Genomic DNA, 25,337 nt, shown 5'->3' on the forward strand with positions numbered 1-25,337 from the left:
GTGATGAAAACCCTGGCAACCATGAGGACACTGGCAGTTTCGTGAGCCCTGACGCTCGCGGCCCTGGCCGCCCCGGCTCCGCTGGCAAACGCCGTGGGCGAAGGGCCCAATTATGACGGCAATGGTCAGATCACCACGTCCAAGCTCTCGACCTATGCCGAGATGGTCTCCTTCCTGAAGGATCAGGACGCCCGGCAGCCCGCCATGGAACTCGAAGTGATTGGCCAGACTGTCAAGGGACGGGATATTCACTTGGTGAAATACCTGTCGGACCCGGCCAAGCCCACCATTCTTTATCTGACCCAGCAACACGGCAATGAGCAGCTCACCACCGAGGGCGCCCTGCAATTTGTCAAGCATCTCGGTACCGGAAAGTCGGGGGACATCCTCAAGGGAGTGAACATCCTGATTGTTCCCATGCTCAACGCAGACGGTGCCATGGGAGACGTCAACTTTCCGCTGGATGACTACCTGGCCAAAGGCGACCGCAACATGACGCGGTACAACGCCGAGGAGGTGGACCTGAACCGGGACCATGTGGCCAAGGTGCAGCCCGAAACGCAGGCTCTGCACAACAACGTCATGAGCAAGTACAAGATCGACTACATGATTGACCTCCACCATCAGGGCGCGCGAAGCGAACGCGACGGGAAGCTCGTATCCGGGTCCATCCTTTACCCCACGACCCCCAACGCCGATCCGGCTGTCGTGGCAAAGTCCAAGCAGTTGGGCGCCGTGGTCTTCGGCAACGTTGACTCCACAGGCTGGGGCCACTTGGGGAAGTACGTGGGCGGCAGTGCCGAGACCATCAGCCGCAACGGCATTGCAGTGGAGTACGGGATCGCCACGTTGCTCTTTGAAATGCGGGGGATGTCGGACCACTATCTGGACGGCTACGCGCTCGGGCTTCGCAGCAACGGTTACCTGATCAAGCAGACGGTGACTACGCTGACTGCCACGGCGGCGGCCATCGCGGACGGGTCGATTGCCGACGCCGACACTTCCTTCTGGGACAGCCTGGCCACCCAGACCTCCCGTCCAGGCGAGGAAGCGGACAGCGAGTAGCACCCCGGGTACAGTTCGCCCGTGGTCCTTTGCTATGCACGAAGGGCCGCGGGCGGCCTCTCGAGTGGACAAATTCTGTGATCGGCTAAACTTGGGTGGTAAGAGCCCCGGAACTCTTGCGTGGCTGGCCGCCGTCGCGGCCCAGCCGGGTGGTTGCCTTCGGGGCATTCTCATGAACGGTGCCGTGCCGGATCTGCCACTTCGGTGGACAAACTGTGCGGCCCGAACGAATGGGGGAGGATCCCATGCCAGCAATCGTGATCGTAGGAGCCCAGTGGGGCGACGAAGGAAAAGGCAAAGCCACCGATCTTCTCGGCGGCCGTGTTGATTACGTCGTCAAGCCGAACGGCGGGAACAACGCCGGGCACACCGTCGTCGTAGGCGGTGAGAAGTATGAGCTCAAGCTCCTTCCGGCCGGCATCCTGAGCCCCAACGCGGTTCCGATCATCGGCAACGGCTGCGTGGTGAACCTCGAAGCACTGTTCCAGGAAATCGACGGCCTGGAGGCCCGCGGTGCGGACACGTCCAACCTCCGCGTTTCCGCCAACGCTCATCTGGTTGCGCCCTACCACCAGGTGCTGGACAAGGTCACCGAGCGCTTCCTCGGCAGCCGCGCCATCGGCACCACCGGCCGTGGCATCGGCCCGGCCTACATGGACAAGGTGGCCCGCCTGGGCATCCGAGTCCAGGACGTCTTCGACGAGTCCATCCTCCGCCAGAAGGTGGAAGGCTCCCTGCGCCAGAAGAACGAACTCCTGGTCAAGGTCTACAACCGCCGCAGCGTTGTGGTGGAGGAGATCGTCAGCTACTTCCTCTCCTTCGCTGAGCGCCTGCGTCCCCTCATGATCGACAGCACCCTGGTCCTGAACAACGCCCTCGATGAGGGCAAGGTGGTTCTGATGGAAGGCGGCCAGGCGACGTTCCTGGATGTGGACCACGGCACCTACCCCTTTGTTACCTCCTCCAACCCGACCGCAGGCGGCGCGTCCGTTGGCTCGGGCATCGGGCCCACCCGCATCTCGCGCTCCATCGGCATCATCAAGGCCTACACCACCCGTGTCGGCGCAGGCCCGTTCCCCACGGAACTCTTCGACGAGATGGGGATGTACCTGCAGAAGACCGGCGGCGAGTTCGGCGTGAACACCGGGCGGCCGCGCCGCTGCGGCTGGTACGACGCCGTCCTGGCCCGCCACGCTTCCCGCGTCAACGGCTTCACGGACTACTTCGTCACCAAGCTGGACGTCCTCACCGGGATTGAACAGATCCCGGTCTGCGTCGCCTACGACGTTGACGGCGTCCGGCACGACGAAATGCCCATGACGCAGACCGAGTTTCACCACGCCGTGCCCATCTTCGAGTACTTCGACGGCTGGACCGAGGACATCACCGGCGCCCGCACCCTGGAGGACCTCCCGGAGAACGCCCGCAACTACGTGCTGGCACTCGAGAAGCTCTCCGGCACCCGCTTCTCGGCCATCGGCGTTGGCCCGGACCGGGACCAGACCATCGTGGTCCACGACCTCATCAACGACTGACATGTGGGCCCACGCCCGCTGGGTTCCCTGGCCGAGCTTGCGAGGTTAGGGAGCGGGTGGGGACGTTCGACGGCGGCGGGTCACCCTGAGGGGGTGGTCCGCCGCCGTCGTTGTGCGGGGAGGACGCGGCCTGGGCGCTGAGGATGGATGCAATTTACACAGGGTTAACGGTGCCGGTCTTGTAGGGGTGCAGCCGCGGCCAGCAGACTTTTAATACCGAGGTGAACTGATCACCAGCCCGTTCAACCTCACGGCAGCGATGCCGGCGCAGGTCCATGTACGGGCTAGCAAGTGGCAATGACGACGCCGGAAGCGACCGGCCGAACCGGAAGGATTTTGTTATGGCCGGCATGTTTGAAGTTTTTCTCGATGCTGATTCACAGTTTCGGTTCCGGCTCAAGGCACCGGACGGCGCGGTGATGGCGGTGTCCGGTGGTTTCCGGGACCGGTCCGCCGTGGCCGCCGGCATTGCTGCCGTCCGGGAGTGCGCAGGCACGGGGCTCGTCACCGACCTGTCTGCCCGGTCGCGGGACCAGCGCACGCCTGGACCCGCCCCGGTGGTAGTGCAGCCCGCCGTGGCTCCTGCTGCTTCTGAGCCGGCCTGCGGCGAGCAGCTTGTCCCGGTCAGCCGGGTCCGCGCCTTCGCCCACTTCAACGCAGTGCGGGGCCGGGTTTCCGGGGCTCGCTGGACGGGTGCCGTCTAAAACGTCCACAGCTCTGCGCGCCGAACACTCAGCAATTCGAAAAGTTTCCAAGTTTTTTGTGACAGCGCGTAACCCTGGGCAGGCCCGGAACGATTACCCCTATGAAGCGCCGGTCTGAAACTTGTCCCCCATCAGGTTTCAGACTGGCTCTTTTGTTCCTCGCAGGTGCACGCATTGCTCCGGGGCCGCGTGGTTACCGGAGGGTAAAGTTAGCGGGGACACCGTCCCCCCAACGAAGGCCCTACGTCCGTGATCGATGCGCTGACAGATGATGCTTTGCGTGCGCGCGCCCGGGAACCGGAGCTTTTCAGCATTGTGTACCGAACCTACGCAGCACAGGTCCTGGGCTACCTCACAGCCCGCGGGGTAGAAGATCCGGAGGCTGTCATGCAGGAAGTGTTCCTCGCCGTCCTGCCGCGGCTGGAAACAGTCACCGGTGGCGTGACGGGCCTGCGGACCTTCGTCTTCTCGGTGGCCCACGCCCGGATGGTGGACGACCACCGGCGCCGTCGGCGCGCCCCCATTGAGCTTCCGTTCGAAGCCGAGTTGGACGGGCGCGAGGAGTCATCAGCCGAAACTGAAGCCATGGAGCGCATCTCCCCCCAGGAAGTGCAGGACCTCCTCAGCGTCCTGCCGGACGAGCAGCGCGAGGTCCTGACCCTCCGCCTGATCGCCGGCCTGACCCTGGAGCAGTCCGCAGAGGTTATGGGAAAAAGCAACGGCGCAGTCAAACAACTACAGCGCCGTGCGCTGATCCGGCTGCGCGAGCAGGCCGCAGTGAAGGAGTACGTGACGCCATGACCGTCAACACCAGCGCCCTGCTGAGCACCGTGGACGAAATGCTGCTCGACGCCGGCGAAACCGACCCGGAGCTTCGCTCCGCCTTGCTCTCGCTCGGCGCCTTCGCGTCGTCCCTGCCGGTCCCCGAACCCCGCCCTGAACTGGCAGCCCTCCTCTCAGCGCAGATCACCCCGCTGGCCCGCCACCGGCTGCGCCGCAGGCAACGGACAGCAGCGGTGGGCCTTGCCGTCATCGCCGGGATGGGGCTGGGTGTCACAGGTGTGGCCGCCACCGCCTCCGCGCCGAAAGTGCATGCCAGCTCTTCCATCCAGAACATGCTGCAGGACTGGGCTCCTGCCTGGACCATCGCCGGGGCTCCTACCGCCAGCGGTGCCGCAGGCGGCCTGCCCGGGGCGCCTGCGTTGTGGCCTGGTCCCGGTGACGCGTCGGCGCCTGCCGAGCCGGGAGACACAGAGCCGGAACCCACGGATGCCGAACATGCCGGGCGCGGCTCTGCCAGTGAGGGATCGGCGGCGTCTCAATCTGAAATGCCGGGAAACGCGGCACGGGGCCCTGCTGAGCGGAGCAACAAGCATGATGCGGCGAACCAGGGTGCAGGCAACTCAGGCGCTGGTCATTCTGCGGCAGGCAACACAGCGGCCGACAGGGGCGAGTCCCGGAACGCGTCAGGCACCACCGGTGCCGGAACGGCGAATGACAAGGCCGCCAAGAAAGCTCCCGAACTGGATTCAGGGAGCGCCCCTGCCGACGTGCTCGAAGGAGCCGGGAAGCTAGTGACCGAAGCACCCGCCGGCGTCGGGAATGTGGCCTCAGCCATCATCGACCCGTCAGCGAAAGAAAAAACCGGGGCCAGCGGTGCCGGCCCCGGTTCCATCTGGCTGAAAAAGTTCAACCGCTAATCAGTAGCGCCCCGGAAAGATCCAAGGGCACCTCCTGTCAGGACAGAAGCTGCCGGCGGGAGGAGATCACTCCGGTGTCGAAGCCGGCCAGGTGCAGGCCGCCATGGAACCGGGCGTGCTCAATCTTCACGCAGCGGTCCATCACCACGTTGAGCCCGGCGGCCTCGGCATCTGCGGCCACGGCTTCATGCCAGGAACCCAGCTGCAGCCAGAGGGTCTTGGCCCCGGCAGCGATGGCCTCTTCCAAGACGCCGGGGAGATCGTCGTGCTTGCGGAAGACGTCCACGATGTCCGGTCTTTCGGGAAGATCGGCAAGCGAGGCATACGTCGGCTCACCCAGGATCTCCTTGACCACGGGATTCACAAAGTAGACCTTGTACCGCGTGGAAGACTGCAGGTACGTAGCCACAAAGTAGCTGGCGCGTGACGGCTTGTCCGAGGCGCCTACGATCGCAATCGACTTGGCTGCACGCAGCAGGTTCAGGCGCTCCGGTGCGGACGGGCCTTCCCAGGTTCGGGTTTCGTTGCTCATGCGCGTGCTCCGATCGTGCAGGAATCGGCTTCGAGAGTGAAGTCTTCAGTGGCTGTGTCAGCCGAAGCCACGGCCGCTGAGGCCTCGGTGAGGGCCTGGTCCAGGTCCCAGAGGATATCGTCAATGTCCTCCAGGCCCACGGAAATCCGGACCAGGTCCTCGGGAACTCCGGCGGACTCGAGCTGCTCCGGGCTCAGTTGCTGGTGGGTGGTGGAGCCCGGGTGGATCACCAGAGTGCGCGAGTCGCCCACGTTGGCAAGATGCGAAGCCAGCTGCAGGGATTCGATGAACTTCTGCCCGGCCGAACGGCCGCCCTTCACGCCGAAGGAGAAGACAGAACCCGGGCCCTTGGGCAGGTACTTCTTCGCCCGCTCAAAGTGCGGGTGCGAGGGCAGTCCGGAGAAGTTCACGTACGCCACGCGGGGATCGGCCTCAAGCCATTCGGCCACGGCCTGCGCGTTCTTCAGGTGCTCGTCCAGCCGCTGCGGCAGGGTTTCCACGCCCTGCAGCAGCTGGAACGCGGACTGCGGGGACAGTGCCGGGCCGATGTCGCGCAGCTGCTCGCAGCGGAGCTTGGTCAGGAAGCCGTATTCGCCGAAGTTGCCCCACCAGGAAACGTTGCCGTAGGAGGCCACGGGCTCGGTCATGGTGGGGAACTTGCCGTTGCCCCAGTTGAACCGGCCGCTTTCGACGATCACGCCGCCCAAGGTAGTGCCGTGGCCGCCGAGGAACTTGGTGGCCGAGTGGATCACGATGTCGGCGCCGTGTTCGATGGGCCGGACAAGGTAGGGCGTGCTCAAGGTGGCGTCGACCACAAGGGGGATGCCGGCGTCGTTCGCTATCCTGGCCAGCCCCTCAAGGTCCTGGACTTCCGACGACGGGTTGGCCACCACCTCGACGAAGATCGCCTTGGTGTTCTCCCGGACGGCGGCGGCGTAGTCGGCGGGGTCGGTGCCGGGGACGAACGTTGTGTCCACGCCGAAGCGGCGAAGCGTCACATCCAGCTGGGTGACGGTGCCGCCATACAGCTGGGACGCGGCCACGATGTGGTCACCCGACTGCGTCAGCGCGGCGAACGTGATGAACTCCGCGGCCATGCCGGAGGACGTGGCCACCGCGCCGATGCCGCCCTCGAGCGAGGCGATCCGCTCTTCGAACGCGGCCACGGTGGGGTTGCCGATCCGGGAGTAGATGTTGCCGTACTTCTGCAGTGCGAACAGGTTGGCGGCGTCCTGGGTGTCCTTGAACACGAAGGACGTGGTCTGGTAGATGGGGACGGCGCGGGCGCCGTGCTCGGCGTCGGGCGTGCCGCCGGCGTGAAGTGCGCGGGTGCGGAAGCCGAATTTGCGGTCAGACATTAGACAGCCACCTTTTCAGTAGCAGCACCGGAGAGTTCCAGTTCCGTGCCGTTCCTGCGGGCCAGATCGGCTTCGAGTTCGCGGACGATCGGCAGGATGTCCCGGCCAAATGCCGCCACTTCCTCCTGGAAGTGCAGGTAACCGGTGAGGAAGAGGTTGACGCCGATCTTCTTGTATTCGACGATCCGCTCGGCGATCTGCTCCGGGGTGCCGATCAGCTGGGTCTTGAATCCGTCGTTGTACTGGACCAGGTCCTCGAAGCTCGAATCGGCCCACATGCCCTTGCCGTCCTTGGTGGACGCGCCGGCTTCCTGCACGGCGTCGCGGAAGCCCTGGACTGCAGGCTTGTGTGCCTTCTCCACGATCTCGCGGAGCGTGTCGCGGGCTTCTTTCTCGGAATCGCGGGCAATGACGAAGCCGTTCAGGCCGAAGCGGGGTGCGGGGAGGGTGCCTTCAGTGCCGCGGCGGGTTTCGCCGGCAGCGGCCACGACGCCCGCGATGTTCTCCTTGAAGCCTTCCAGGTCCTTGCCGTTGGAGAAGTACCAGTCGGCCACCCGGCCCGCCGTGGCCTGGGCCGCCGTCGAATTTCCGCCGAAGAAGATCTCCGGGTGGGCGCGGCCGGGAACATCCACCGGGGCCGGGTTCAGGGTGAAGTCGGTGATGTTGTAGTACTTCCCGGACTGGCTGTACTCCTGCTCAGTCCAGAGGCCGCGCAGGACTCGGATGAACTCCTCGGTGCGGACGTAGCGTTCGTCGTGCTCCAGCCATTCCAGGCCGAAGTTGGTGAATTCGCTCTTGAGCCAGCCCGAGACGATGTTGACGGCGGCCCGGCCGTTGGAGATGTGGTCCGCGGTGATGATGTACTTGGCCAGCACGCCGGGGTGCCACATGCCCGGGTGGACGGCGGAGATGACTTTGAGCCGCTCCGTAGCTGCCAGAAGGGCAAGGCTGAAGGAGGTGGCCTCGTGCTGCTTGTCCGCACCGTAGGAGGCGGCGTAGCGGGTCTGCGTCAGGGCGTACTCGAAGCCGGAGTTCTCGGCGATCTGCGCGAGCTTCTTGTTGTAGTTGAAGTCCCAGCCGGTCCGCTGTTCGATGGTGGAGACCACCAGGCCGCCGGAAACGTTCGGCACCCAGTAGGCGAATTTCAGCGGCTCGGAAAGACGGGCAACGTTGCTGATGTCATTCATGAATTTTCCTTTGCTAGGGTCCGCTCGCGCAGGACGTCCTGGATTCCGGCTATCGCCGGTTCGTTCTGGAGTGAGGTGGTGTCGCCCAGGGCGGTCCCCTCAAAGAGCTGGGTCAGCAGCCGGCGCATGATCTTGCCGCTGCGGGTTTTGGGCACATCGGGAACGACGACGACGTCGCGCGGCTTGGCGATCGGGCCGATCGCCTTGGCAACGTGGTTACGGAGTTCGGTGGCGACTTCCCTGGGCACGCCGCGTTTTAGTACAACAAACGCGACAATTGCGTGCCCGGTCTTGGCGTCAGCCACCGGACACACTCCGGCCTCCACCACGTCCGGGTGGGATACCAGTGCGGACTCGATCTCGATGGTGGACAGCAGGTGGCCTGACACGTTGAGGGTGTCGTCCACCCGTCCCAGGATCCAGATGTCGCCGTCGGCGTCGTACTTGGCGCCGTCGCCGGCAAGGAACCAGCCCTGTTCGGCGTACTGCCGCCAGTAGGAGTCGAGGTAGCGCTGGGGGTTGCCCCAGACGGTCCGCGCGATCGACGGCCCGAAGGCGTCAACCACAATGAATCCCTGGACGCCCGGCGGAACTGTATTGCCGGCGTCGTCCACGATCCTGGTACTGACCCCGGGCAGCGGGCGGGCCGCGCACCCGGGCTTGAAGTCGGTGTCTGTGGGGGCGGGGGAGAGGATGGTGGCCCCGGTCTCGGACTGCCACCACGTGTCCACCACGGGGGCAGTGCCGGCGCCCACGTTCTGCCGCAGCCAGCGCCACGCCTCGGGGTTGACGGCCTCGCCCACGGTGCCGAGCAGGCGGATGGAAGACAGGTCGTAGGTATCCGGCACGCCGTCCGGGAACCAGCCCATGAGGGAGCGGACCAGGGTGGGCGCGGTGTAGTACTGCGTCACGCCGTAGCGTTCGATGATTTCGAAGTGCCGGCCCGGGTGCGGGGTGTTCGGAGTGCCCTCGAAAATCACCTGGGTGACGCCGTTGGAGAGCGGTCCATAAATCTCGTAGGTGTGCGCGGTGACCCAGGCAAGGTCCGCCGTGCACCAGTGCACATCCTGGTCCCGGAGGGCGGGATCAGGGCTGCTGAACAGGTGCTCGTAGCTCCAGGACGCCTGAGTGAGGTAGCCGCCGGAGGTGTGGACCAGGCCCTTGGGCTTACCCGTGGTTCCGGAGGTGTACATGATGAACAGGGGGGTTTCGGCGTCGAACGCCTCCGGCTCGTGGACGTCCGGGGCAGTTCCGACGGCGTCATGCCACCAGACGTCGCGGCCTTCCGTCATGGAAACGGCAGCGAGCTGGTCCGCCGGGGTGGTGCGGTTGACCACCAGGACGTGCTCGATGGCGTTGTCCCCGGCAACCGCCGCGTCGGCGTTGTCCTTGACGGGCACTGCGACGCCGCGGCGGAACTGGCCGTCCGTGGTGACCAGCAGCTTGGCCCGGGTGTCCTCGACGCGGAACTTCAGCGCTTCAGCGGAGAAGCCGCCGAATACCAGGGAGTGGATGGCGCCGATCCGTGCCACGGCGAGGGTGATGATGATGGTTTCGGGGATGACCGGGAGGTAGATGACCACCCGGTCGCCCTTGGTGATGCCCAGAGCGAGGAGTGCGTTGGCGGCCTTGGCGACTTCACGCTGGAGTTCGGCGTAGGTGATGGCGCGGCGGTCGCCCGGCTCGCCCTCGAAGTAGAGGGCCACTTTGTCGCCGCGGCCGGCCTCCACATGGCGGTCCACGCAGTTGTAGGCCACGTTCAGGCGGCCGCCGGCGAACCATTCGATATGCGGAACGGAGTATTCCGCTTCGTCGGCAGGGACGTCCGGGCCGCTGAGGCGCACCGCCTTTTCGAATGTGTGGGCTGTGTGCCACGGCTGGGCCCATTCGAGCCGCCGGGCAGCGTCCTCCCAGAAGGCGATGCGCTCGGCCTCGGTGGCGGGGTGCTTGGCTTGTGCGGCTTCAACCGCGTCTACGGTGCTCAGGCCCATCGTTTTACCGCCCATTTCTGTTTCAGGCCCAGGAGGGCGTCCGGGATGATCATGCCAAGGGGCAGACGCGCCCAGTTCCTGGAAAGGACTCCGGCGGGAGACCATCCCGTTGCCGGAGCGGGTGCCGGAGCGGCACCCGTCTGGGCAGCGTCTGCCGTTGTTGCGGGAGCGGCTGCAGCGCACTCATCCGCAACACTGATGCCAGCAGGAAGGGGTTCCGGATGGCCCATCAGGAACCTCTGGCGGCTCACGGAACAGCCTTCTTCACTGGCGAGTCGTCGGGAGGGAAGGCCATGGGTGGGGGAGGCGCCGCTCGGCTCGGCGGCACACTCGGAAATCAGGACTGCTGGCATGGGATCACTCCATCGGTCCTGGCAGTAGCACCCTACGGAGTTCAGCCTCTTAGCGGAGTGGTCAGTTCCGCGTACCCAAGGCTTTTTCCTTGCTATCAGCGCGTGCCGTGGGGGCGCCCGCTGACCAGGGTTGCTGCGGCTTCATCGATCCAGGTCTCTCGGCCGCTCGGGATGGTCACTACCTACTAGACCTGATCTGAATCAAGCAAGCCAAATCACCACTCACGCCGCGTAATGTTCGTTCACATGCCTGAGGACGCGTGCAGACCTGCCACAAATTCGGCAACCGGTGCTCTGGGAAAGCGGCGTAGGCTGGAGACATGGGCCACACCAACGATCCTGCTGTTATAGAGCGCCTCATGCGAAACAAAGGGCGTTGGGCCATCGTGGGCCTGACGACCAATGAGTGGCGCGCTGCGTACGATACGTCACTCTTCATTCGGGATCGGCTGGGGATGGAGATCATCCCCGTAAATCTGCCGGGAGATGCCGTGCACGGCGAAACGGGGTACCGCACCCTCGGCGATATCCCCGCAGAAAAGCAGCCTATCGACGTTGTCGACTGCTTTGTGAATTCGCAGAAAGTCGGCGCGGTGGTTGACCAGGCGATCGCGGCCGGTGCCAAGGCAGTATGGCTTCAACTGGGTGTCATTGACGAGGCCGCGGCCGAACGGGCGCAAGCCGCTGGCCTCGATGTGGTGATGAACGTCTGCCCCGCGCAGCAGGCATGGAAATACAACCTCTGACTGGACCCATGAGCCCGCGCAGGACCAGGTGTCAGCGCTGCATCAGTTCCGGGTAGTGCCGCTCGGTGACGTCAGGGTGCGCGCGCATGCGGCCTTTGAGCATGTTCAGTCCGAATGAAGCGAGCATGGGGTTGTTCGGATCGTCCGAGAGCCCGCGTGCCTGCGCCTTCAGTTCCGGTGGCAGCGGCACGGGGTCGATAACCGCGTCCAGCCGCGGGGACCAGAAGAACGGGACGGAGTAGCGGTCCACACCTGGCGGCGGTGCCTGCACCCGGTGGATGGTGGCGGCCAGGTAGCCCTCCGTGGCCACCTCCAGCATCTCGCCCAGGTTCACCACCAGTGCCCCCGGAATCGGCTCAACAGGTGCCCATTCGGTGGTTCCCGGCGGCAGTACCTCCAGGCCGCCTACCTCGTCCTGGAGCAGCAGGGTGACAAAACCGTAGTCGGCGTGGGAGCCCACACCCTGATCGCCGGCTGCCTCCACCACGCCGCCAACGTAGTGAACCAGCTTGCCCATCCAGGCGGGCTCATCCCCGAAAGGCTCATCAAAGTGGTCCTCCGGCAGCCCGAGGGCCACGGCGATGCCGCGCAGGAGCTCCATGCCGACCTCGGACATCAGCTCGGCCCAGGCCATGGCGGCGGCCTTGAGCTCCGGCAGGGCCTCGTCCGGCCAGAGGTTGTGGCCCTGCAGCAGCCAGTAGGGCTGGTCCGCGGGGTAATCGTGGACGGGTTCCCGCTCGGGGGAGTAGTCGATCTGCTCGCGGGCGTCGGCCCTGCCCTGGGTGACCTCGGTGCCCATCCTGGTGTAGCCGCGGAAATGTGGTGAGAGTCTGTTGTCCAGCTTCATCCGTTCTTCGAGCGGCAGGTCGAAGAACCGTTTGATGAGGGCGAGAAGCTCCTCGGCCTGGCCGGGCGCGGCTCCGTAGCCGGTAATTTGAAAGAACCCCACATTGTGGGCAGCGTCCCGCAACTGGTCAATGAATTCCGGACTGAAGGAACCGTACGGCTGGCGGGCGGCGCTCATGTCGAGAACGGGAATGGTTGCCTGATCAGGTGACATCTTCGCAGACTAGCACCGGCCGGTGGGGCTTTGTAGGCTCGCTCCATGAATGCAGCCAAACTCAAGGCCTTCTGCCTGTCATTTCCGGGCGCCTTCGAGGATTTTCCCTTCGGGCCGGAAACTTCCGTGTTCAAGGTGCGCGCCGCCGTTTCCGGGGGAGCCCGGCACGAAGCGAAGATGTTCGCGGCGTCCGCGCTCGATGCCGGTGACCTGTCCGTGAGCCTGAAGTGCGAACCTGCCCTGGCAGAACAGCTGCGGAACGCCCACCCCGAAATCACCGGCGCGTGGCACATGAATAAAACGCACTGGAACGGTGTGCGGCTGGACGGTTCCCTCCCGGATGCTATGGTCCGGGACATGGTGGAGGACTCCTACGACCTGGTGGTGGCCACGTTGAGCCGGAAACAGCAGGAACAGCTCGGCTGGGCCCGGCTGTCCGGCTCCGCTTCGACGCCGGCACTGCCGGGAGAACGGGCATGAAGGAAAAGCGCCTGGTGGGCGGCCGGCTCGACTATCCCGGTGTCGGCGCCACGGAGAATGGCCGGCCACCGGAGGGGTACCCGTCCCTGGTGTCCCAGGCATACCTTGGCGACGGCATGGCGCTCTACCGCCGGGTGGCGCAGGGAATCCTGACCTGGGAGCTGCAGCGCAGGTCCGGGCTGCGCGTCCGGGCAGAGTCCGACGTCGTCCGGCCCGGAACGCGCGTGGTGAGCGGATTCGGCGTCGGACCATTCCGAGTTAACGCACCCTGCGAAGTGGTATGGGTTCGGCGGCCAGTATCGGGCGAAGGGCCGCAGTCTGCGGGATTCGGCTACGGGACACTCCCCGGGCATCCCGCGCGCGGCGAGGAAGCGTTCGAGGTGGAGATCGACGCCACCGGACGGGTGTTTTTGAAGATCACCGCCTTCAGCAAACCCTCCAACTGGTTCTTCCGCGCCGGCGCACCGGTCACGCGTGCGGCGCAGAGGCACGTCACTTCGCGATACGTTGAAGGGGCACGCCAACTCGCCGCAGGTGAAAGCTGATCAGGAGAAGGTACATGCTGGACCAAGTGACCCTTGACCGCCTTTGGAACTTTGAGGATCCCAAGCTGTCCGAACAGCGTTTCCGGGACGCCCTCGCCGATCCGACCTACAACACCGACGAAAAAGCCGAACTTGCCACGCAGTTGGGCCGGGCCATAGGCCTGCAGGGCCGCTATGAGGAAGCCGATGCCCTGCTGGATGCGATTGACGGCGAGGACGAACCCACCGTCGGAGTCCGTATTTTGCTTGAGCGTGGGCGGCTCCTGAATTCAAGCGGCCACGCGGCCATGGCAGTGCCGCTGTTTGAACAGGCCGCCGAACTGGGGGACCACCTCGGTGAGGAATTCCTCGTGGTGGACGCGCTGCTTATGCTCGCCGCGGCGGACTCCGCCCACGCGGAATCCTGGACAAGAAGTGCACTCGAATACGCCTCCACCGCCCATGATCCTCACACCCGGCGCTGGATGGCCGGGCTGCACAACAACCTGGGCTGGATGCTGCACACCGCCGGCCGGTTCACTCAGGCGCTGGTGGAGTTCCAGTTGGCGGAGCAGTGGGCCGAGCAGGCCGGCACCCGTGCCCAACAGCAGCAGGCCCGCGAGGCCATCCTCGCCTGTGAACTCGACATGGCTGCGGCTGAGTAGTTCAATCATCACCCAACGGAAGGAAATCCCATGATCTTCATCGTGGTTAAGTTCAAGGTCAAGCCCGACTGGTCCGAGCGCTGGCTCGGCCTCGTTGATGACTTCACCAAGGCAACCCGGGAGGAGCCCGGCAACCTCTGGTTCGACTGGTCCCGCAGCGTGGATGATCCGAACGAGTTTGTCCTGGTGGAAGCCTTCAAGGATGACGCCGCCGGTGACCACGTCAACAGCGCACACTTCAAGCAGGCCATGGCTGACATGCCGCAGGCCCTGGCCGAAACCCCGCGGATCATCAGCCGACAGCTCGACGGCGAGGGGTGGGACCGGATGGGAGAACTCGCCATCTGATGTGGATCGGCTGGATTGAATTCGACATCCTCCTGGGCGATGTCCAGAGCCTGAAGGAGAAGCGTTCCGTCATCAGGCCGCTGCTGGCCGAGCTCAAGCGCCGTTTCGAGGTGTCCGTAGCCGAGGTGGGGGACCACGACCAGTACCGGCGCTCGCAAGTGGGCGCCGGGCTGGTGGCAGCCGACCGGGCGCACCTCGTGGAGGTGCTCACCGCCGTCGAACGCTTCGTGGCCGCGCGGCCGGAAATTGAGTTGCTCAGTTCAAGGCAGCGGGAACTCCGCAGCGAAGATTAAACCAACGCGGGGTCACTTAACGCCCGTCCCAGAGGGATTATTGGGCGGAAAGTGACCCCGTGTTGGTTCTAGGAGGGACTAACCGAAGTACTTCGGCAGCGTTCCTTCGTGGGCTTCGCGGAGGGCGTCTAGGGACAGGGTGTCCACGCCGTTGATCTCCAGCGTGTTGCTGGCCGCGTCCACCACACCGATCCGGAGGTGGGCAAAGCCGCGGGCGGTGCACATGTCCTGGAACCGGACTTCCTCAGAGCGGGGCACGCCAACAACGGCGCGGCCCTGGGACTCGGAGAACAGTGCCGTGAACAGGTCCACTCCGTCACGGTCCATGACATCCTGCAGGGCGATCCGTGCACCGACGCCGTAGCGCAGCGAGGACTCCACGAGGGCTGCCGCGAGGCCGCCTTCGGAGAGGTCGTGGGCGGAGTCCACCATGCCGTCGCGGGAGGCGTTGATCAGGATTTCACCCAGTGCGCGTTCGACGGCGAGGTCAACCTTGGGGGGCTGTCCACCGAGGTGGCCGCGCATGTTGGCCCATTCAGAGCCGTCCAGCTCGGGGGCCGTGGTACCCAGCAGGTAGATCGCCTGGCCATCTTCCCGCCAGCCCGACGGCGTGCGGCGGGCGACGTCGTCGAGCTTGCCCAGCACTGCCACCACGGGGGAGGGGTGGATGGGAGTGGTGCCCGTTTGGTTATAGAGCGAGACGTTGCCGCCGGTGACCGGGATGCCCAGCTCCATGCAGGCGTCGGACAGGCCGCGGATGGCTTCGGCGAGCTGCCACATGACGTCCGGGTCCTCGGGGGAACCGAAGTTCAGGCAGTCACTGACGGCCATCGGCACGGCACCGGACGTGGCCACGTTGCGGTACGCCTCGGCCAGGGCCAGCTGCGCACCGTAGTACGGGTCGAGGTAGGTGTAGCGGCCGTTGGCGTCGGTGGCCAGTGCAACGCCCAGGCCGGTTTCCTCATCCACGCGGACAACACCGGCATCGTCCGGGAACGCCATGGCGGTGTTGCCGCCAACGTACCTGTCGTACTGGTTGGTGATCCAGGCCTTGCTGCACATGTTCGGCGAGGCGACGAGCTCGGTGACTGCGGCAGCCAGTTCCGCGGGGGCGGCGGGGCGGCCGGCGTCCTGCACGGAACCGGTGAAGGTATCGGTCTGGACCGAGTCCTGCCACGAGGGGCGGGCATACGGGCGGTCGTAGACCGGGCCGTCGTGTGCCACGGTGCGCGGATCAACGTCCACGATGACTACGCCGTCCCAGGTGATGATCAGGCGGCCCGTGTCGGTGACCTCGCCGAGCCAAGAGTATTCCACGGCCCACTTGTCCATCACAGCTTCGAAGGCTTCGATGTTCTCCGGGGTAACCACGGCCATCATGCGTTCCTGCGACTCGGACATCAGGATCTCGCCCGGAGTCAGCGTGGGGTCCCGAAGCAGGACGGAGGTCAGCTCAACCTGCATGCCGCCGTCGCCATTGGAGGCGAGCTCGGACGTGGCGCAGGAGATGCCTGCTGCGCCGAGGTCCTGGATGCCCTCAACCAGGGAGCCCTTGAACAGCTCCAGGCAGCATTCGATCAGGACCTTCTCGGCGAAGGGGTCGCCCACCTGGACGGCGGGACGCTTGGACGGCTTGGTGTCGTCGAAGGACTCCGAAGCCAGCACCGAGGCGCCGCCAATGCCGTCGCCGCCGGTGCGGGCACCGAACAGGACCACTTTGTTGCCCTTGCCGGAAGCGTTGGCGAGGCGGATGTCCTCGTGGCGCATGACGCCAACGGCCAGCGCGTTGACCAGCGGGTTGCCCTGGTAGACGGAGTCGAACACCATTTCACCGCCGATGTTCGGCAGGCCCAGCGAATTGCCGTAGCCGCCGATGCCGGCCACAGCACCATGCATGACGCGGGCGGTGTCCGGGTGGTCGATGGCGCCGAAGCGCAGCGGATCCATCACGGCCACCGGGCGGGCGCCCATGGAGATGATGTCGCGGACAATGCCGCCGATGCCGGTCGCCGCACCCTGGTAGGGCTCAACGAACGACGGCGAGTTGTGGGACTCGATCTTGAAGGTGACGGCCCAGCCGTCCCCGAGGTTGGTGACGCCGGCGTTTTCGCCGATGCCCACCAGCATGTCCTTCTTCATCTCCTCGGTCACCTTGTCGCCGAACTGGCGCAGGTGGTTCTTCGAGGACTTGTAGGAGCAGTGTTCGCTCCACATGACGGAGTACATGGCCAGCTCGGCGCCGGTGGGGCGGCGGCCCAGGACCTTGACTACCTCATCGAACTCGTTCTGCTTCAGGCCCAGTTCGGCCCAGGGCAGTTCGGTGTCCGGTGTCTTGGCAGCGTTCTCGACGGTGTCGATGTTGAACTTCTTGGTGGTTTCCGTGGTCACTTGGCGCCTCCCACAATCTTGTTCAGGACGGAGGTGAAGAAGCCGAGGCCGTCGGTGTCTGACCCGCCGATTCCGTCCAGGGATTCGGGGCCGAAACCGACCTCGGTGGCGTGCTCCGGGTGGGGCATAAGTCCCACCACGTTGCCCGCGGCGTTGGAGATTCCGGCGATGTCGCGGCGTGAGCCGTTGGGGTTGAAGCCCACGTAGCGGAAAGCTACGCGGCCTTCGGCCTCAAGGGCGTCCAGGGTTTTTTCGTCGGCTATGTACTGGCCGTCCTGGTTCTTCAGCGGCACCGTGATTTCCTGGCCGGCCTCGTAGTCGAGGGTCCAGGCGGTGTTGTTGTTCTCCACGCGCAGGACCTGGTCGCGGCACAGGAACTTCAGGTGGTCGTTCTTGATCATGGAACCGGGCAGCAGGTGCGACTCGGTCAGGATCTGGAAGCCGTTGCAGATGCCCAGGACGGGCAGTTTGGCGTCGGAGTTCGCGGCGTCGATGATTTTGGACATCAGCGGCGCGAACCGGGCGATGGCGCCGGCGCGGAGGTAGTCACCGTAGGAGAAACCGCCGGGAATCACGACGGCGTCAACGTCACCGAGTGTGGTGTCCGCGTGCCAGAGCGGCACTGCGGTGCCGCCGGCGAGACGGACTGCGCGGGCGGCGTCGCGGTCATCCAGCGTGCCGGGGAAGGTGACGACGCCGATTTTGGCACCCGCGAGCCTGCGCTCCGCAGCGACGGCGACTGCTTCGCCGATCAGGGGAAGTTCAGTCATGTCAGGCCTCGACGACCTCGACGTTGACGACGTCCTCGATCACGGGGTTGGACAGCAGGGTTTCGGCGGCTTCGCGGGCCTGGGCCAGGATTGCGTCCGTCACCTCGCCGTCAACCGTCAGTTCGAAACGTTTGCCCTGGCGGACAGAGCTAAAGCCGGTGAAGCCCAGACGGGGGAGTGCACCCACGATGGCCTTTCCCTGCGGGTCCAGAATCTCGGGCTTGGGCATGACGTCAACAACGATCCGGGGCATCCGGCAACTCCTGTGCGTGAGCTTTGGGTAAGGGCGCAGCGGAGTGGTGCCGTCTTACGCCGTTCCAAGTGTTCGGTGACCTGCTTCAAACATGGTCGTTTAACAGTGAGGACGGGCGCTCCGCGAGCTTGCAAGCCCATTCTACCGGCCGGAGCGCTGGACCCCGTATTCGGTGGGCTCCGTCACTGTCACGCCCGGTAAGGTCCCGCAGGTGCACGAATAACGACGGCGGCTCTGGCCCCGCGGGGGCAGCATCACTAGGATGGCGGAATGGCTGAGAAACCGAAATCCGTACTGTTGCCGCTGGTCGCCGCTGCCGTCTTCGCCGGGTTGGGCCGCATGGTCATGCAGAAGATCAAGGCCGACAGGGCGGCCCGGGACAACCGGATAGCCGGACCCGTGGACGAGAAGACCCGCCAGTGGATCAGCGACGTGGTGCGCACGCCCAGGCAGTAGGCCGCCGGGCACATAACCAGCAAGCTTTTGAAGCGGGCGTCCCTTGGCGGGGCGCCCGCTTTTGCGTGTGCTCCCGGGCGCTCACCCTCGTCGTCTTGCAGAAACTCCTAGCCATGTGACGCTCTACAAACTATGGTCGTAGGACGTCGTACGTGGCAGGTTGTATGCCTCTGGTGTCCCGCCGCCCGCACGGCCCTCTCTCCCGATTCGGCCGCCATATTGCGGCGCCTTGAAAGGACATGGATTTGCGAATTTTCACCCAACGGAGCAGGCGCAGGCAGCTTGCCCGCACAGCCGGAGCCGGCCTGGTAGCGCTGGCGCTGCTGGCAGGACCCGGGATCCCCGCCCAGGCGGCTCCCATCCCGCCAAGCGACCCTGCGTCAGCGCCGGGCAGCTTCACCGAGGCCAATCTTGGTGCCGACCGCACCCCGGCCAACTTCTTTTACCGGATCCCCGCCCTGACGTACCTTGGCAACAAGGTTGTGCTGGCCGCCTGGGACGGCCGCCCCGGCAGCGCCGCGGACGCCCCCAATGCCAACTCGATCGTGCAGCGCCGCAGCACTGACGGCGGCCAGACCTGGGGCCCCGTGCAGATCATTGCCGCAGGATTTGTGGGCGATGCCGCCACTCCGAAGTACGGCTACAGCGACCCCTCCTACATCTACGATGCCGAGGCCGGCAAAGTCTTCGCACTGTTCGTCTATTCCAAGGACCAAGGCTTTTCTGGCAGCCAGTTCGGCAACAACGACGCCGACCGCAGTGTGATCTCCTCGGCCGTGATCGAGTCCTCGGACGGCGGCGTCACCTGGACCCAGCCGCGGCTCATCACCAACGTCACCAAGCCCGGCACCAGCAAGACAAGCCCCGTGGCCGGCGATGTCCGCTCCAACTTTGCGTCGTCCGGCGAAGGCATCCAGCTCAAGTACGGCCAGTACAAGGGCCGCCTCATCCAGCAGTACGCCGGCGATGTCCGCCAGGCAGACGGCAGCAACAAGATCCAGGCCTACAGCGTCTACTCGGACGATCACGGCGCCACCTGGCACAAGGGAACGTGGGTGACCGCATGGACGAAAACAAAACTGTTGAACTTTCCGATGGCCGCGTGCTGCTGAACTCGCGTGACAATGCCAACCAGGGCTACCGCAAGGTGGCTATCTCCACTGACGGCGGCGCCACTTACGGGCCCGTCACCCAGGACACCGAGTTGCCGGACCCGGCCAACAACGCTGCCATTGCCCGCATGTTCCCGGCCGCAGAGCAGGGTTCGGCCGAGGCCAGGAAGCTCATCTTCACCAACTCCAACTCCAAGACCAGCCGCGAGAACGTCTCTGCCCGTATCTCCTGTGACGACGGCGCCACCTGGCCCGGCGTACGCACCATCCGCTCCGGCTTCTCCGCGTACTCCACCGTGTCCCGGCTGGAGGACGGCAAGTTCGGCGTCCTATACGAGGGCAACTACACGGACGACATCCAGTTCGCGAGGTTCAACGACGCCTGGCTGAACTACGTCTGCGCCCCGCTGTCCGTCCCCGCCGTCACCACCGCGCCCGGCGCCACCTCACAGGTAGCGGTTACGGTCACCAACCAGGAAGCCACGGCACTCTCCGGCGCGAACGCCACGGTATACACCCCCAGCGGCTGGACAGCCACGACGGTGCCCGTGCCCGACGTCGCGCCAGGCGCCTCGGTGACCGTCAACGTTGCGTTGACCGCCCCGGCTAACGCCAGCGGCCCGCAAAACCTCAACGCGGCATTCACGACGGCGGATGGCAGGGTTTCGCAGTTCACCTTCACCGCCACCGTTCCGGCGGCCCCGCAGGTGAACCTCACCATCACCGGAACCGCCCCCACCCGCGATGTCGTCGCCAGCCCCTATCAAGTGGGTGAGGTGCTGAGCTACTCCTTCAACGTCAAGAGCACGGCGAATGTCACGGCTAACTCAGTACCGGTCTCCGGGACCTTTGACGCAGGTTTCCTGCCGCCGTCGGCGGTACAACAACCTGGCGGCGGGGGCCTCCTACAACTGCACTACGGCCAAGCACACTGTGACCGTCGAGGACATCGAGCGCGGCTACTTCGTACCGCAGGCGAACTTCGCTATCACGGCCAGCGCGACGCCGTCGCTCACCAAGACTGTTCCGTTCACCGGTGCTGCCGTGGCACTGCGTGACGGTCTGGTTTCCGCCAGCATCGCCGGCGCCCGCGGCGACGCGGGGCGGGATCTGGCCACCCAGCCCTACTCGGCCGGAGACGTCTTCCCCTACACGTTCAGCGTGAGCAACACGAGCCCGCTCGTGGAAAAGGTGGTGCCCACCGCAGGCAACTTCAGCCCGTTCGTCCCCGAAGGCCCGGGAAACTGCCGCTACAGCGCTCTGCCTGCCGGCCAGGGCTACACCTGCGCCACGCCGCACCGTATCTGCCGAGGAAGCCGAACAGGGCTTCTTCGTTCCGAAGACCACGTGGCAAGTCAGCGCCGCGGCCCAGACCACCAGGACGTACACGGTGGACGGCGGTGAAGTGGATCTGAAGGTTCGCGATGCCCAGTTGGCGGGTACGGTCGCTTCGGAGTGGAACGACGTCGACGGCGACCGCTTCGCAGGCGCAGGCGACACCATCACGTACACCTACACGGTAGGCAACGCCGGCAACGTCTCACTGACCGGACTCAGCGCCCCGGACGCAGGGATCAGTCAGGACGCCCTGGCTGTAGGCGGCACCGTGATAACAACACGCGAGCACATCCTGACCGCAGACGACATTGCGGCGGGCAAGCTCGGTCCCGTCTCGTTCGAAGCCACCGCTTCCAACGGTGCCAAATCCGTCAAGGCCACAGTATCCGGCGGCGAGGTGGTTCTGAACCTGAAGCCGGCACAACCCGAAACAGACCCGGTCCTGACCGTCCAGGACCTCGACGAGCAATCGGCTCCCTTCGATCTTGGCACGCTGGACAAGTACCGCAACGGCCAGAAAATCACCCTGAAGGGCCTCGACTATGGCCAGTGGTACTACGTGTACCTGAACAAAAAGAGCCACCGAATCGGCTGGCTCTTTCCCACCATCGATAACACGGTTGAGTTCATCTTGCCCTCCGATGTGCAGAACGGCCGCGACGACGTGGTTGTGCTGGACAAGGACGGCAGGCAGGTCTCCTTCGACCGGCTGCAGGTGACGCCCAAGGGCTGAGCCCGCTGAGCATAAGAACCCAGGCTCCCTCGCGAGCCGGACGTCGGGTCCGGGCCGCGAGGGAGCCTTTTCTCGTACTAGCAGAATAGAGGTGACTCAACTGTCAATTGGTTGACACGGCGAAGTAACCGATTGTGGGATCGGGTACGTCCTATTCTGCGGTTCTCATGGATGAGTGGAGGTGGTCGTTGTTGGCCTGAAGCCTGCCCGCCATTACGCCGAGGGCCGTGCAGCCGCGGTTTCCCCTCCATGGACGTCAGCGTGGTCGGCTTCGACACGCGGTGACCAACCTCTTGGCATTTGCCGGGGCGCGCGCTCCCAACCGGGACAGCCCCTGGTTCTGCCAACTCGCCTCATAGTCCGGGGAACCACGAAGGCCCCGGCCGCTCTTCCAGTGTCAGCCTGAAAGATGGATGATTGACGACAAAACGCGGATGTGTTCTATGTCATATTCAGCTCTCAGTCTGTACTGTTTGTAACGGCTGGTCACAGCATTACAAGACCTGTAATGCGATATGCCGTTCCAGCTACTCCAGACCGGCGACCTGGCCGGCCGTTCTTCGTGAAAGGTGTAGTCGCTCGTGAAACCAACTGCAAAACGCCCCGTCCGGGGCAGGGGACTCCGGAAAGTGACGGCATTCGCCGTTGGCTTGCCGCTGCTCCTCACCTCGATGGCGATGAGCCCCGCCACCGCGGCGCCCGCCGGGCTGAATACGGCAATAACCGCACAGAAGTCTGCGGCGAGCGACTTCAAGCATGGCCGCTACATTGTGGTCCTCGCAGCCAAGGCTGCGGCCGCCTATGAAGGGGAGACCCCGGGCCTGCTGGCCACCAAGCCACAGAACGGCCGCAAGCTTGATGCCGGCAGCCCTAACTACAAGGCCTACGATGCGCACCTTCGCAAAACGCAGCAGGACGTGGCCGCCCAACAGGGAGTGACGCCGTCGAAACAGTTCACGGCCGCCCTGAACGGGTTCACGGCAGAGCTAACGGCAGCGCAGGCAGCCGAACTTTCCAAGGACGCCAGGGTGCTGGCGGTTGAGCCCGACGTCGAAAATGCCCCCGACTACACCACCACGGACTTCCTGAAGCTCACCGGCGCGGAAGGTGCCTGGAAGACCCGGTTCGGCGGCGAAGAGAACGCCGGCAAGGGTGTTGTTGTTGGTGTCATCGACTCCGGCTATGCCCCGGACAACCCTTTCCTGCAGGGTGAGCCGGTCCAGCCTCTGAGCGGCCCGGCACAGATCGGCGTGCCCTACCGCACCGCCGATGGCCACATCGCGATGCTCAAAGCTGATGGCACCACGTTCCAAGGCGAATGCCAGAAGGGTGTAGGCACCGGTGCGGCGTTCGACGGGACGCTCTGCAATTCCAAGGTAGTCAGCGCCAGGTACTTCGCGGACTCCTTCCTGCAATTCGTCAAGCCGGAAAACCGCGCCCCCCAGGAATTGATCTCCCCCGTGGACGTAGGCAGCCACGGCACGCACACGGCCACAACGGCCGCGGGCAACGCCAACGTCGAGCAGGTGCTCGACGGTATGAGCTTCGGCAAGAGTTCCGGCGTGGCACCCGCCGCCAAGGTTTCGGTCTACAAGATCTGCTGGGAGGATAACAACCCGGCGACCGGCGGCTGCTACTCCTCAGCGTCAGTCGAAGCCATTGAGGCCGCCATCACGGACGGCGTTGATGTCCTGAACTACTCCATCTCAGGCAACACGGACAGCACCACTGATCCAGTGGCGCTGTCGTTCCTTAATGCTGCCGCGGCCGGAGTCTTCATTGCTGCCTCCGCCGGCAACTCCGGGCCGGGCGCGTCCACCGTCAACCATGCGTCGCCGTGGCTGACCACGGTGGCGGCGTCCACTTTTCCCAGTGAACTGCTCGGAACCGTCAAGGTCTCGGACGGAACCCTGTACCGCGGGGCTTCCATCATGAAGACCGAGGTCACGGACAAGCCCGTCATTGTTGCCGCGAACGCGGCAGCCGCAGGTGCGGCCAACCCCAATTTGTGCGGCCCCGGCACCCTCGATGCGGCCAAGGTGGCCGGCAAGGTGGTCGTCTGCGACCGCGGTGTGGTGGACCGGACGGCCAAGAGCCTTGAGGTCCAGAACAAGGGCGGTGTGGGCATGATCCTGGTCAACCTCACCAACAGCTCGGAAGACGCCGACAACCACGTCCTCCCCACGGTCCACGTGAATGCGCCCAAGAGCCTGGAACTGAAGTCCAAGCTCGCCGGTAACTCGGCGTTGACGGTCAGCCTTGTCAAAGGCGACTTCACCGGGGAGCCGCTGCCTCCCGCACCGCAGGTGGCCGGGTTCTCGTCCCGGGGCCCCACCCTGGCTTCTGGCGGCGACCTCCTCAAGCCCGACATTTCCGCTCCCGGCGTCAACGTCCTTGCCGGCGTTTCCACCATCGGCAACAAGGGCGCCCAGTTCGGGTTTATGTCCGGGACGTCCATGGCAGCACCGCACATCGCCGGTTTCGGCGCGCTGGTGCTCAGCAAGCAACCAAACTGGAGCCCTGCGACGGTCAAGTCCGCCATGATGACCACCGCCTACCCCTTGGTCAACGCTGACGGCACTCCCAACCGGAATCCGTTCGACGGCGGCGCCGGCCACATCGACTCCCTCCGCGTACTCGATCCCGGCCTGGTCTATGACTCCGGTGTCAAGGACTGGCTGGGGTTCCTGAACGGGCAAGGGATAGCAACGCCCCAAGCCGGGACGGTCGCGGCCCAGGACCTGAACCTGCCGTCCATTGCCGTGGGCAGTCTGGTGGGCGAAGTGCAGGTCAAGCGCAAGCTGACGGCTCTGGTTCCGGGCATGTACCGCCCCCAGGTGGAGCTGCCCGGCTTCAGCGTCACCGTTGAACCCCAGACGCTGAACTTCGCCAAGGCAGGGCAGACCCGCGAAGTGACCCTCACCATCCGAAACGTCAGCGCCCCAGTCGGTAAGTTCACCACCGGCACACTGACGTGGAAGGGCCCGCGGACAGTCACCTCACCCATGGCCGTGCGGCCCGTGGATGCGCGGATCGCGCCGTCCTTCTCCTTCAGTTCCGCTACCGGCACCGGCAGCGGAACCATGGACCTCGTGTCCGGCTCCGATGCTCCGCTAGCCGTGAAAGTTGAGGGCCTTGCTCCGATGAGCCAGGCTGCCATTTCCAAGATGCCGGGCGCGTATGCACCAGCCAACGATGCGCATAATGCGCTGCTGAGCGTGACGGTTCCGGCAGGCGCCACCTACGCCCGCATCGGCGTGCAGGCGGAAACGAACGACGCCGACTGGGACATGGTGGTTTACGCACCGGACGCTTCCGGCAGGCTGGTGGCCACCCAGGTGGCAACGGCGGCGGCCAGTGAGTTCCTGGAGCTCGAGTCGCCGCAGGCCGGGACGTACTTCATCGTGGCCAACCTGTACTCCACACCGGACAAGGGTGCCGCCAAGGCAACGGTCCAGGCGGCCGCCGCCGTGGGTGACGCCGGGAACCTGAAGGTCAATCCGAATCCGATCGTCGCACCCAACGGAACAGCCACGACAGCAACGCTGAACTGGATGGGGCTCTCGGAGGGCTCCTACCTGTCCCGCCTCAAGCTTGGGGAAAACGGGATCAAGACCCTGGTCAACGTCCGGGTGGGCGCAGGTACTGCGGGGGCCCCCGCAGGTGCCCCGCTGATGGTGCCCGCGGACAGGGTCCCGGCCAGCTAGGTTAGCCGGCTGACCGCGAGTACAGCACCAATAGCTAGA

Annotated in this window: 22 protein-coding genes and 1 pseudogene; 14 read left to right on the forward strand and 9 right to left on the reverse strand. The window is 65.1% G+C overall.

The window, feature by feature from the left end; translation table 11 throughout:
• Nucleotides 1–93 precede the first annotated feature (93 nt).
• The 5 genes from AB4Y73_RS11285 to AB4Y73_RS11305 all read left to right on the forward strand — a co-directional run bounded on the left by AB4Y73_RS11285 (nucleotide 94) and on the right by AB4Y73_RS11305 (nucleotide 5,004).
• Nucleotides 94–1,065: a M14 family zinc carboxypeptidase gene (locus tag AB4Y73_RS11285; protein ID WP_441871548.1), complete on the forward strand. Its 972-nt coding sequence runs from the start codon at nucleotides 94–96 to the stop codon at nucleotides 1,063–1,065.
• Nucleotides 1,066–1,310: 245 nt separating this feature from the next.
• On the forward strand, nucleotides 1,311–2,600 hold the full coding sequence (locus AB4Y73_RS11290; RefSeq protein ID WP_441871550.1) for an adenylosuccinate synthase: 1,290 nt from the start codon (nucleotides 1,311–1,313) through the stop codon (nucleotides 2,598–2,600).
• Nucleotides 2,601–2,941: 341 nt separating this feature from the next.
• Nucleotides 2,942–3,304 (forward strand): YegP family protein, encoded by a 363-nt coding sequence (locus AB4Y73_RS11295; RefSeq protein ID WP_441871551.1) that lies wholly within the window; start codon nucleotides 2,942–2,944, stop codon nucleotides 3,302–3,304.
• 249 nt (nucleotides 3,305–3,553) lie between these two features.
• Nucleotides 3,554–4,105, forward strand: a complete 552-nt coding sequence (locus AB4Y73_RS11300) for an RNA polymerase sigma factor (RefSeq protein ID WP_441871553.1) — start codon at nucleotides 3,554–3,556, stop codon at nucleotides 4,103–4,105.
• Nucleotides 4,102–5,004: a hypothetical protein gene (locus AB4Y73_RS11305; RefSeq protein WP_441871555.1), complete on the forward strand. Its 903-nt coding sequence runs from the start codon at nucleotides 4,102–4,104 to the stop codon at nucleotides 5,002–5,004. Before AB4Y73_RS11300 ends, AB4Y73_RS11305 begins: the two co-directional genes overlap by 4 nt.
• 37 nt (nucleotides 5,005–5,041) lie before the next feature.
• On the opposite strand, the gene AB4Y73_RS11310 is transcribed toward AB4Y73_RS11305, so the two are convergent.
• The 5 genes from AB4Y73_RS11310 to AB4Y73_RS11330 are packed head-to-tail and all read right to left on the reverse strand — an operon-like array spanning nucleotide 5,042 to nucleotide 10,425.
• A complete protein-coding gene (locus AB4Y73_RS11310; RefSeq protein ID WP_441871556.1) occupies nucleotides 5,042–5,536 on the reverse strand; it encodes a CoA-binding protein in 495 nt (164 codons plus the stop codon).
• Nucleotides 5,533–6,894: an O-acetylhomoserine aminocarboxypropyltransferase/cysteine synthase family protein gene (locus AB4Y73_RS11315; RefSeq protein ID WP_441871558.1), complete on the reverse strand. Its 1,362-nt coding sequence runs from the start codon at nucleotides 6,892–6,894 to the stop codon at nucleotides 5,533–5,535. Before AB4Y73_RS11315 ends, AB4Y73_RS11310 begins: the two co-directional genes overlap by 4 nt.
• Nucleotides 6,894–8,081: a dimethylsulfone monooxygenase SfnG gene (gene sfnG / locus AB4Y73_RS11320; RefSeq protein ID WP_441871560.1), complete on the reverse strand. Its 1,188-nt coding sequence runs from the start codon at nucleotides 8,079–8,081 to the stop codon at nucleotides 6,894–6,896. The genes AB4Y73_RS11315 and sfnG overlap by 1 nt, the downstream gene beginning before the upstream one ends.
• Nucleotides 8,078–10,087, reverse strand: coding sequence for an acetate--CoA ligase (acs, locus tag AB4Y73_RS11325; RefSeq protein WP_441871562.1), 2,010 nt, complete (start codon nucleotides 10,085–10,087; stop codon nucleotides 8,078–8,080). The genes sfnG and acs overlap by 4 nt, the downstream gene beginning before the upstream one ends.
• A complete protein-coding gene (locus tag AB4Y73_RS11330) occupies nucleotides 10,063–10,425 on the reverse strand; it encodes a hypothetical protein (protein ID WP_441871564.1) in 363 nt (120 codons plus the stop codon). Before AB4Y73_RS11330 ends, acs begins: the two co-directional genes overlap by 25 nt.
• A 320-nt stretch (nucleotides 10,426–10,745) precedes the next feature.
• Between AB4Y73_RS11330 and AB4Y73_RS11335 the strand changes: the two genes are divergently transcribed.
• A complete protein-coding gene (locus AB4Y73_RS11335) occupies nucleotides 10,746–11,171 on the forward strand; it encodes a CoA-binding protein (RefSeq protein ID WP_441871566.1) in 426 nt (141 codons plus the stop codon).
• A 31-nt stretch (nucleotides 11,172–11,202) separates the two neighbouring features.
• Here the strand turns inward: AB4Y73_RS11335 and AB4Y73_RS11340 are convergent, their stop codons facing one another.
• Nucleotides 11,203–12,231, reverse strand: coding sequence for an isopenicillin N synthase family dioxygenase (locus tag AB4Y73_RS11340; protein ID WP_441871568.1), 1,029 nt, complete (start codon nucleotides 12,229–12,231; stop codon nucleotides 11,203–11,205).
• A gap of 45 nt (nucleotides 12,232–12,276) precedes the next feature.
• On the opposite strand from AB4Y73_RS11340, the gene AB4Y73_RS11345 reads away from it, so the two are divergent.
• Genes AB4Y73_RS11345 through AB4Y73_RS11365 form a run of 5 tightly spaced genes read left to right on the forward strand, consistent with a single transcriptional unit; the run spans nucleotide 12,277 to nucleotide 14,541 of the window.
• Entirely contained in the window at nucleotides 12,277–12,711 is a 435-nt protein-coding gene (locus AB4Y73_RS11345) for an MmcQ/YjbR family DNA-binding protein (protein ID WP_441871570.1), read from the forward strand.
• A complete protein-coding gene (locus AB4Y73_RS11350; protein WP_441871572.1) occupies nucleotides 12,708–13,256 on the forward strand; it encodes a DUF1990 family protein in 549 nt (182 codons plus the stop codon). Before AB4Y73_RS11345 ends, AB4Y73_RS11350 begins: the two co-directional genes overlap by 4 nt.
• Before the next feature lie 14 nt (nucleotides 13,257–13,270).
• Nucleotides 13,271–13,900 carry a hypothetical protein gene (locus tag AB4Y73_RS11355; protein ID WP_441871575.1) on the forward strand — a complete coding sequence of 210 codons (630 nt, stop codon included), beginning with the start codon at nucleotides 13,271–13,273 and terminating at the stop codon, nucleotides 13,898–13,900.
• 30 nt (nucleotides 13,901–13,930) lie between these two features.
• On the forward strand, nucleotides 13,931–14,248 hold the full coding sequence (locus tag AB4Y73_RS11360) for a putative quinol monooxygenase (protein WP_441871577.1): 318 nt from the start codon (nucleotides 13,931–13,933) through the stop codon (nucleotides 14,246–14,248).
• Nucleotides 14,248–14,541 (forward strand): DUF503 domain-containing protein, encoded by a 294-nt coding sequence (locus AB4Y73_RS11365; RefSeq protein ID WP_441871579.1) that lies wholly within the window; start codon nucleotides 14,248–14,250, stop codon nucleotides 14,539–14,541. The genes AB4Y73_RS11360 and AB4Y73_RS11365 overlap by 1 nt, the downstream gene beginning before the upstream one ends.
• A 78-nt stretch (nucleotides 14,542–14,619) precedes the next feature.
• On the opposite strand, the gene purL is transcribed toward AB4Y73_RS11365, so the two are convergent.
• Genes purL through purS form a run of 3 tightly spaced genes read right to left on the reverse strand, consistent with a single transcriptional unit; the run spans nucleotide 14,620 to nucleotide 17,952 of the window.
• Nucleotides 14,620–16,929: a phosphoribosylformylglycinamidine synthase subunit PurL gene (gene purL / locus AB4Y73_RS11370; RefSeq protein WP_441871581.1), complete on the reverse strand. Its 2,310-nt coding sequence runs from the start codon at nucleotides 16,927–16,929 to the stop codon at nucleotides 14,620–14,622.
• Nucleotides 16,926–17,699: a phosphoribosylformylglycinamidine synthase subunit PurQ gene (gene purQ, locus AB4Y73_RS11375; protein ID WP_441871583.1), complete on the reverse strand. Its 774-nt coding sequence runs from the start codon at nucleotides 17,697–17,699 to the stop codon at nucleotides 16,926–16,928. Before purQ ends, purL begins: the two co-directional genes overlap by 4 nt.
• 1 nt (nucleotide 17,700) lies before the next feature.
• Nucleotides 17,701–17,952, reverse strand: a complete 252-nt coding sequence (purS, locus tag AB4Y73_RS11380) for a phosphoribosylformylglycinamidine synthase subunit PurS (RefSeq protein ID WP_066287204.1) — start codon at nucleotides 17,950–17,952, stop codon at nucleotides 17,701–17,703.
• A 270-nt stretch (nucleotides 17,953–18,222) separates the two neighbouring features.
• On the opposite strand from purS, the gene AB4Y73_RS11385 reads away from it, so the two are divergent.
• From AB4Y73_RS11385 to AB4Y73_RS11395, 3 genes and pseudogenes are all read left to right on the forward strand, one after another.
• A complete protein-coding gene (locus AB4Y73_RS11385) occupies nucleotides 18,223–18,408 on the forward strand; it encodes a hypothetical protein (protein ID WP_441871585.1) in 186 nt (61 codons plus the stop codon).
• Nucleotides 18,409–18,647: 239 nt separating this feature from the next.
• Nucleotides 18,648–21,591: pseudogene (locus tag AB4Y73_RS11390) on the forward strand (exo-alpha-sialidase).
• A gap of 671 nt (nucleotides 21,592–22,262) precedes the next feature.
• Complete coding sequence (locus tag AB4Y73_RS11395; protein ID WP_441871715.1) at nucleotides 22,263–25,298, forward strand: S8 family serine peptidase; 3,036 nt, start codon at nucleotides 22,263–22,265, stop codon at nucleotides 25,296–25,298.
• The last annotated feature ends 39 nt before the right edge of the window (nucleotides 25,299–25,337 follow it).

The sequence above is a fragment of the Pseudarthrobacter sp. TAF60_1 genome (genome assembly GCF_052113505.1).
GTDB lineage: Bacteria > Actinomycetota > Actinomycetes > Actinomycetales > Micrococcaceae > Arthrobacter.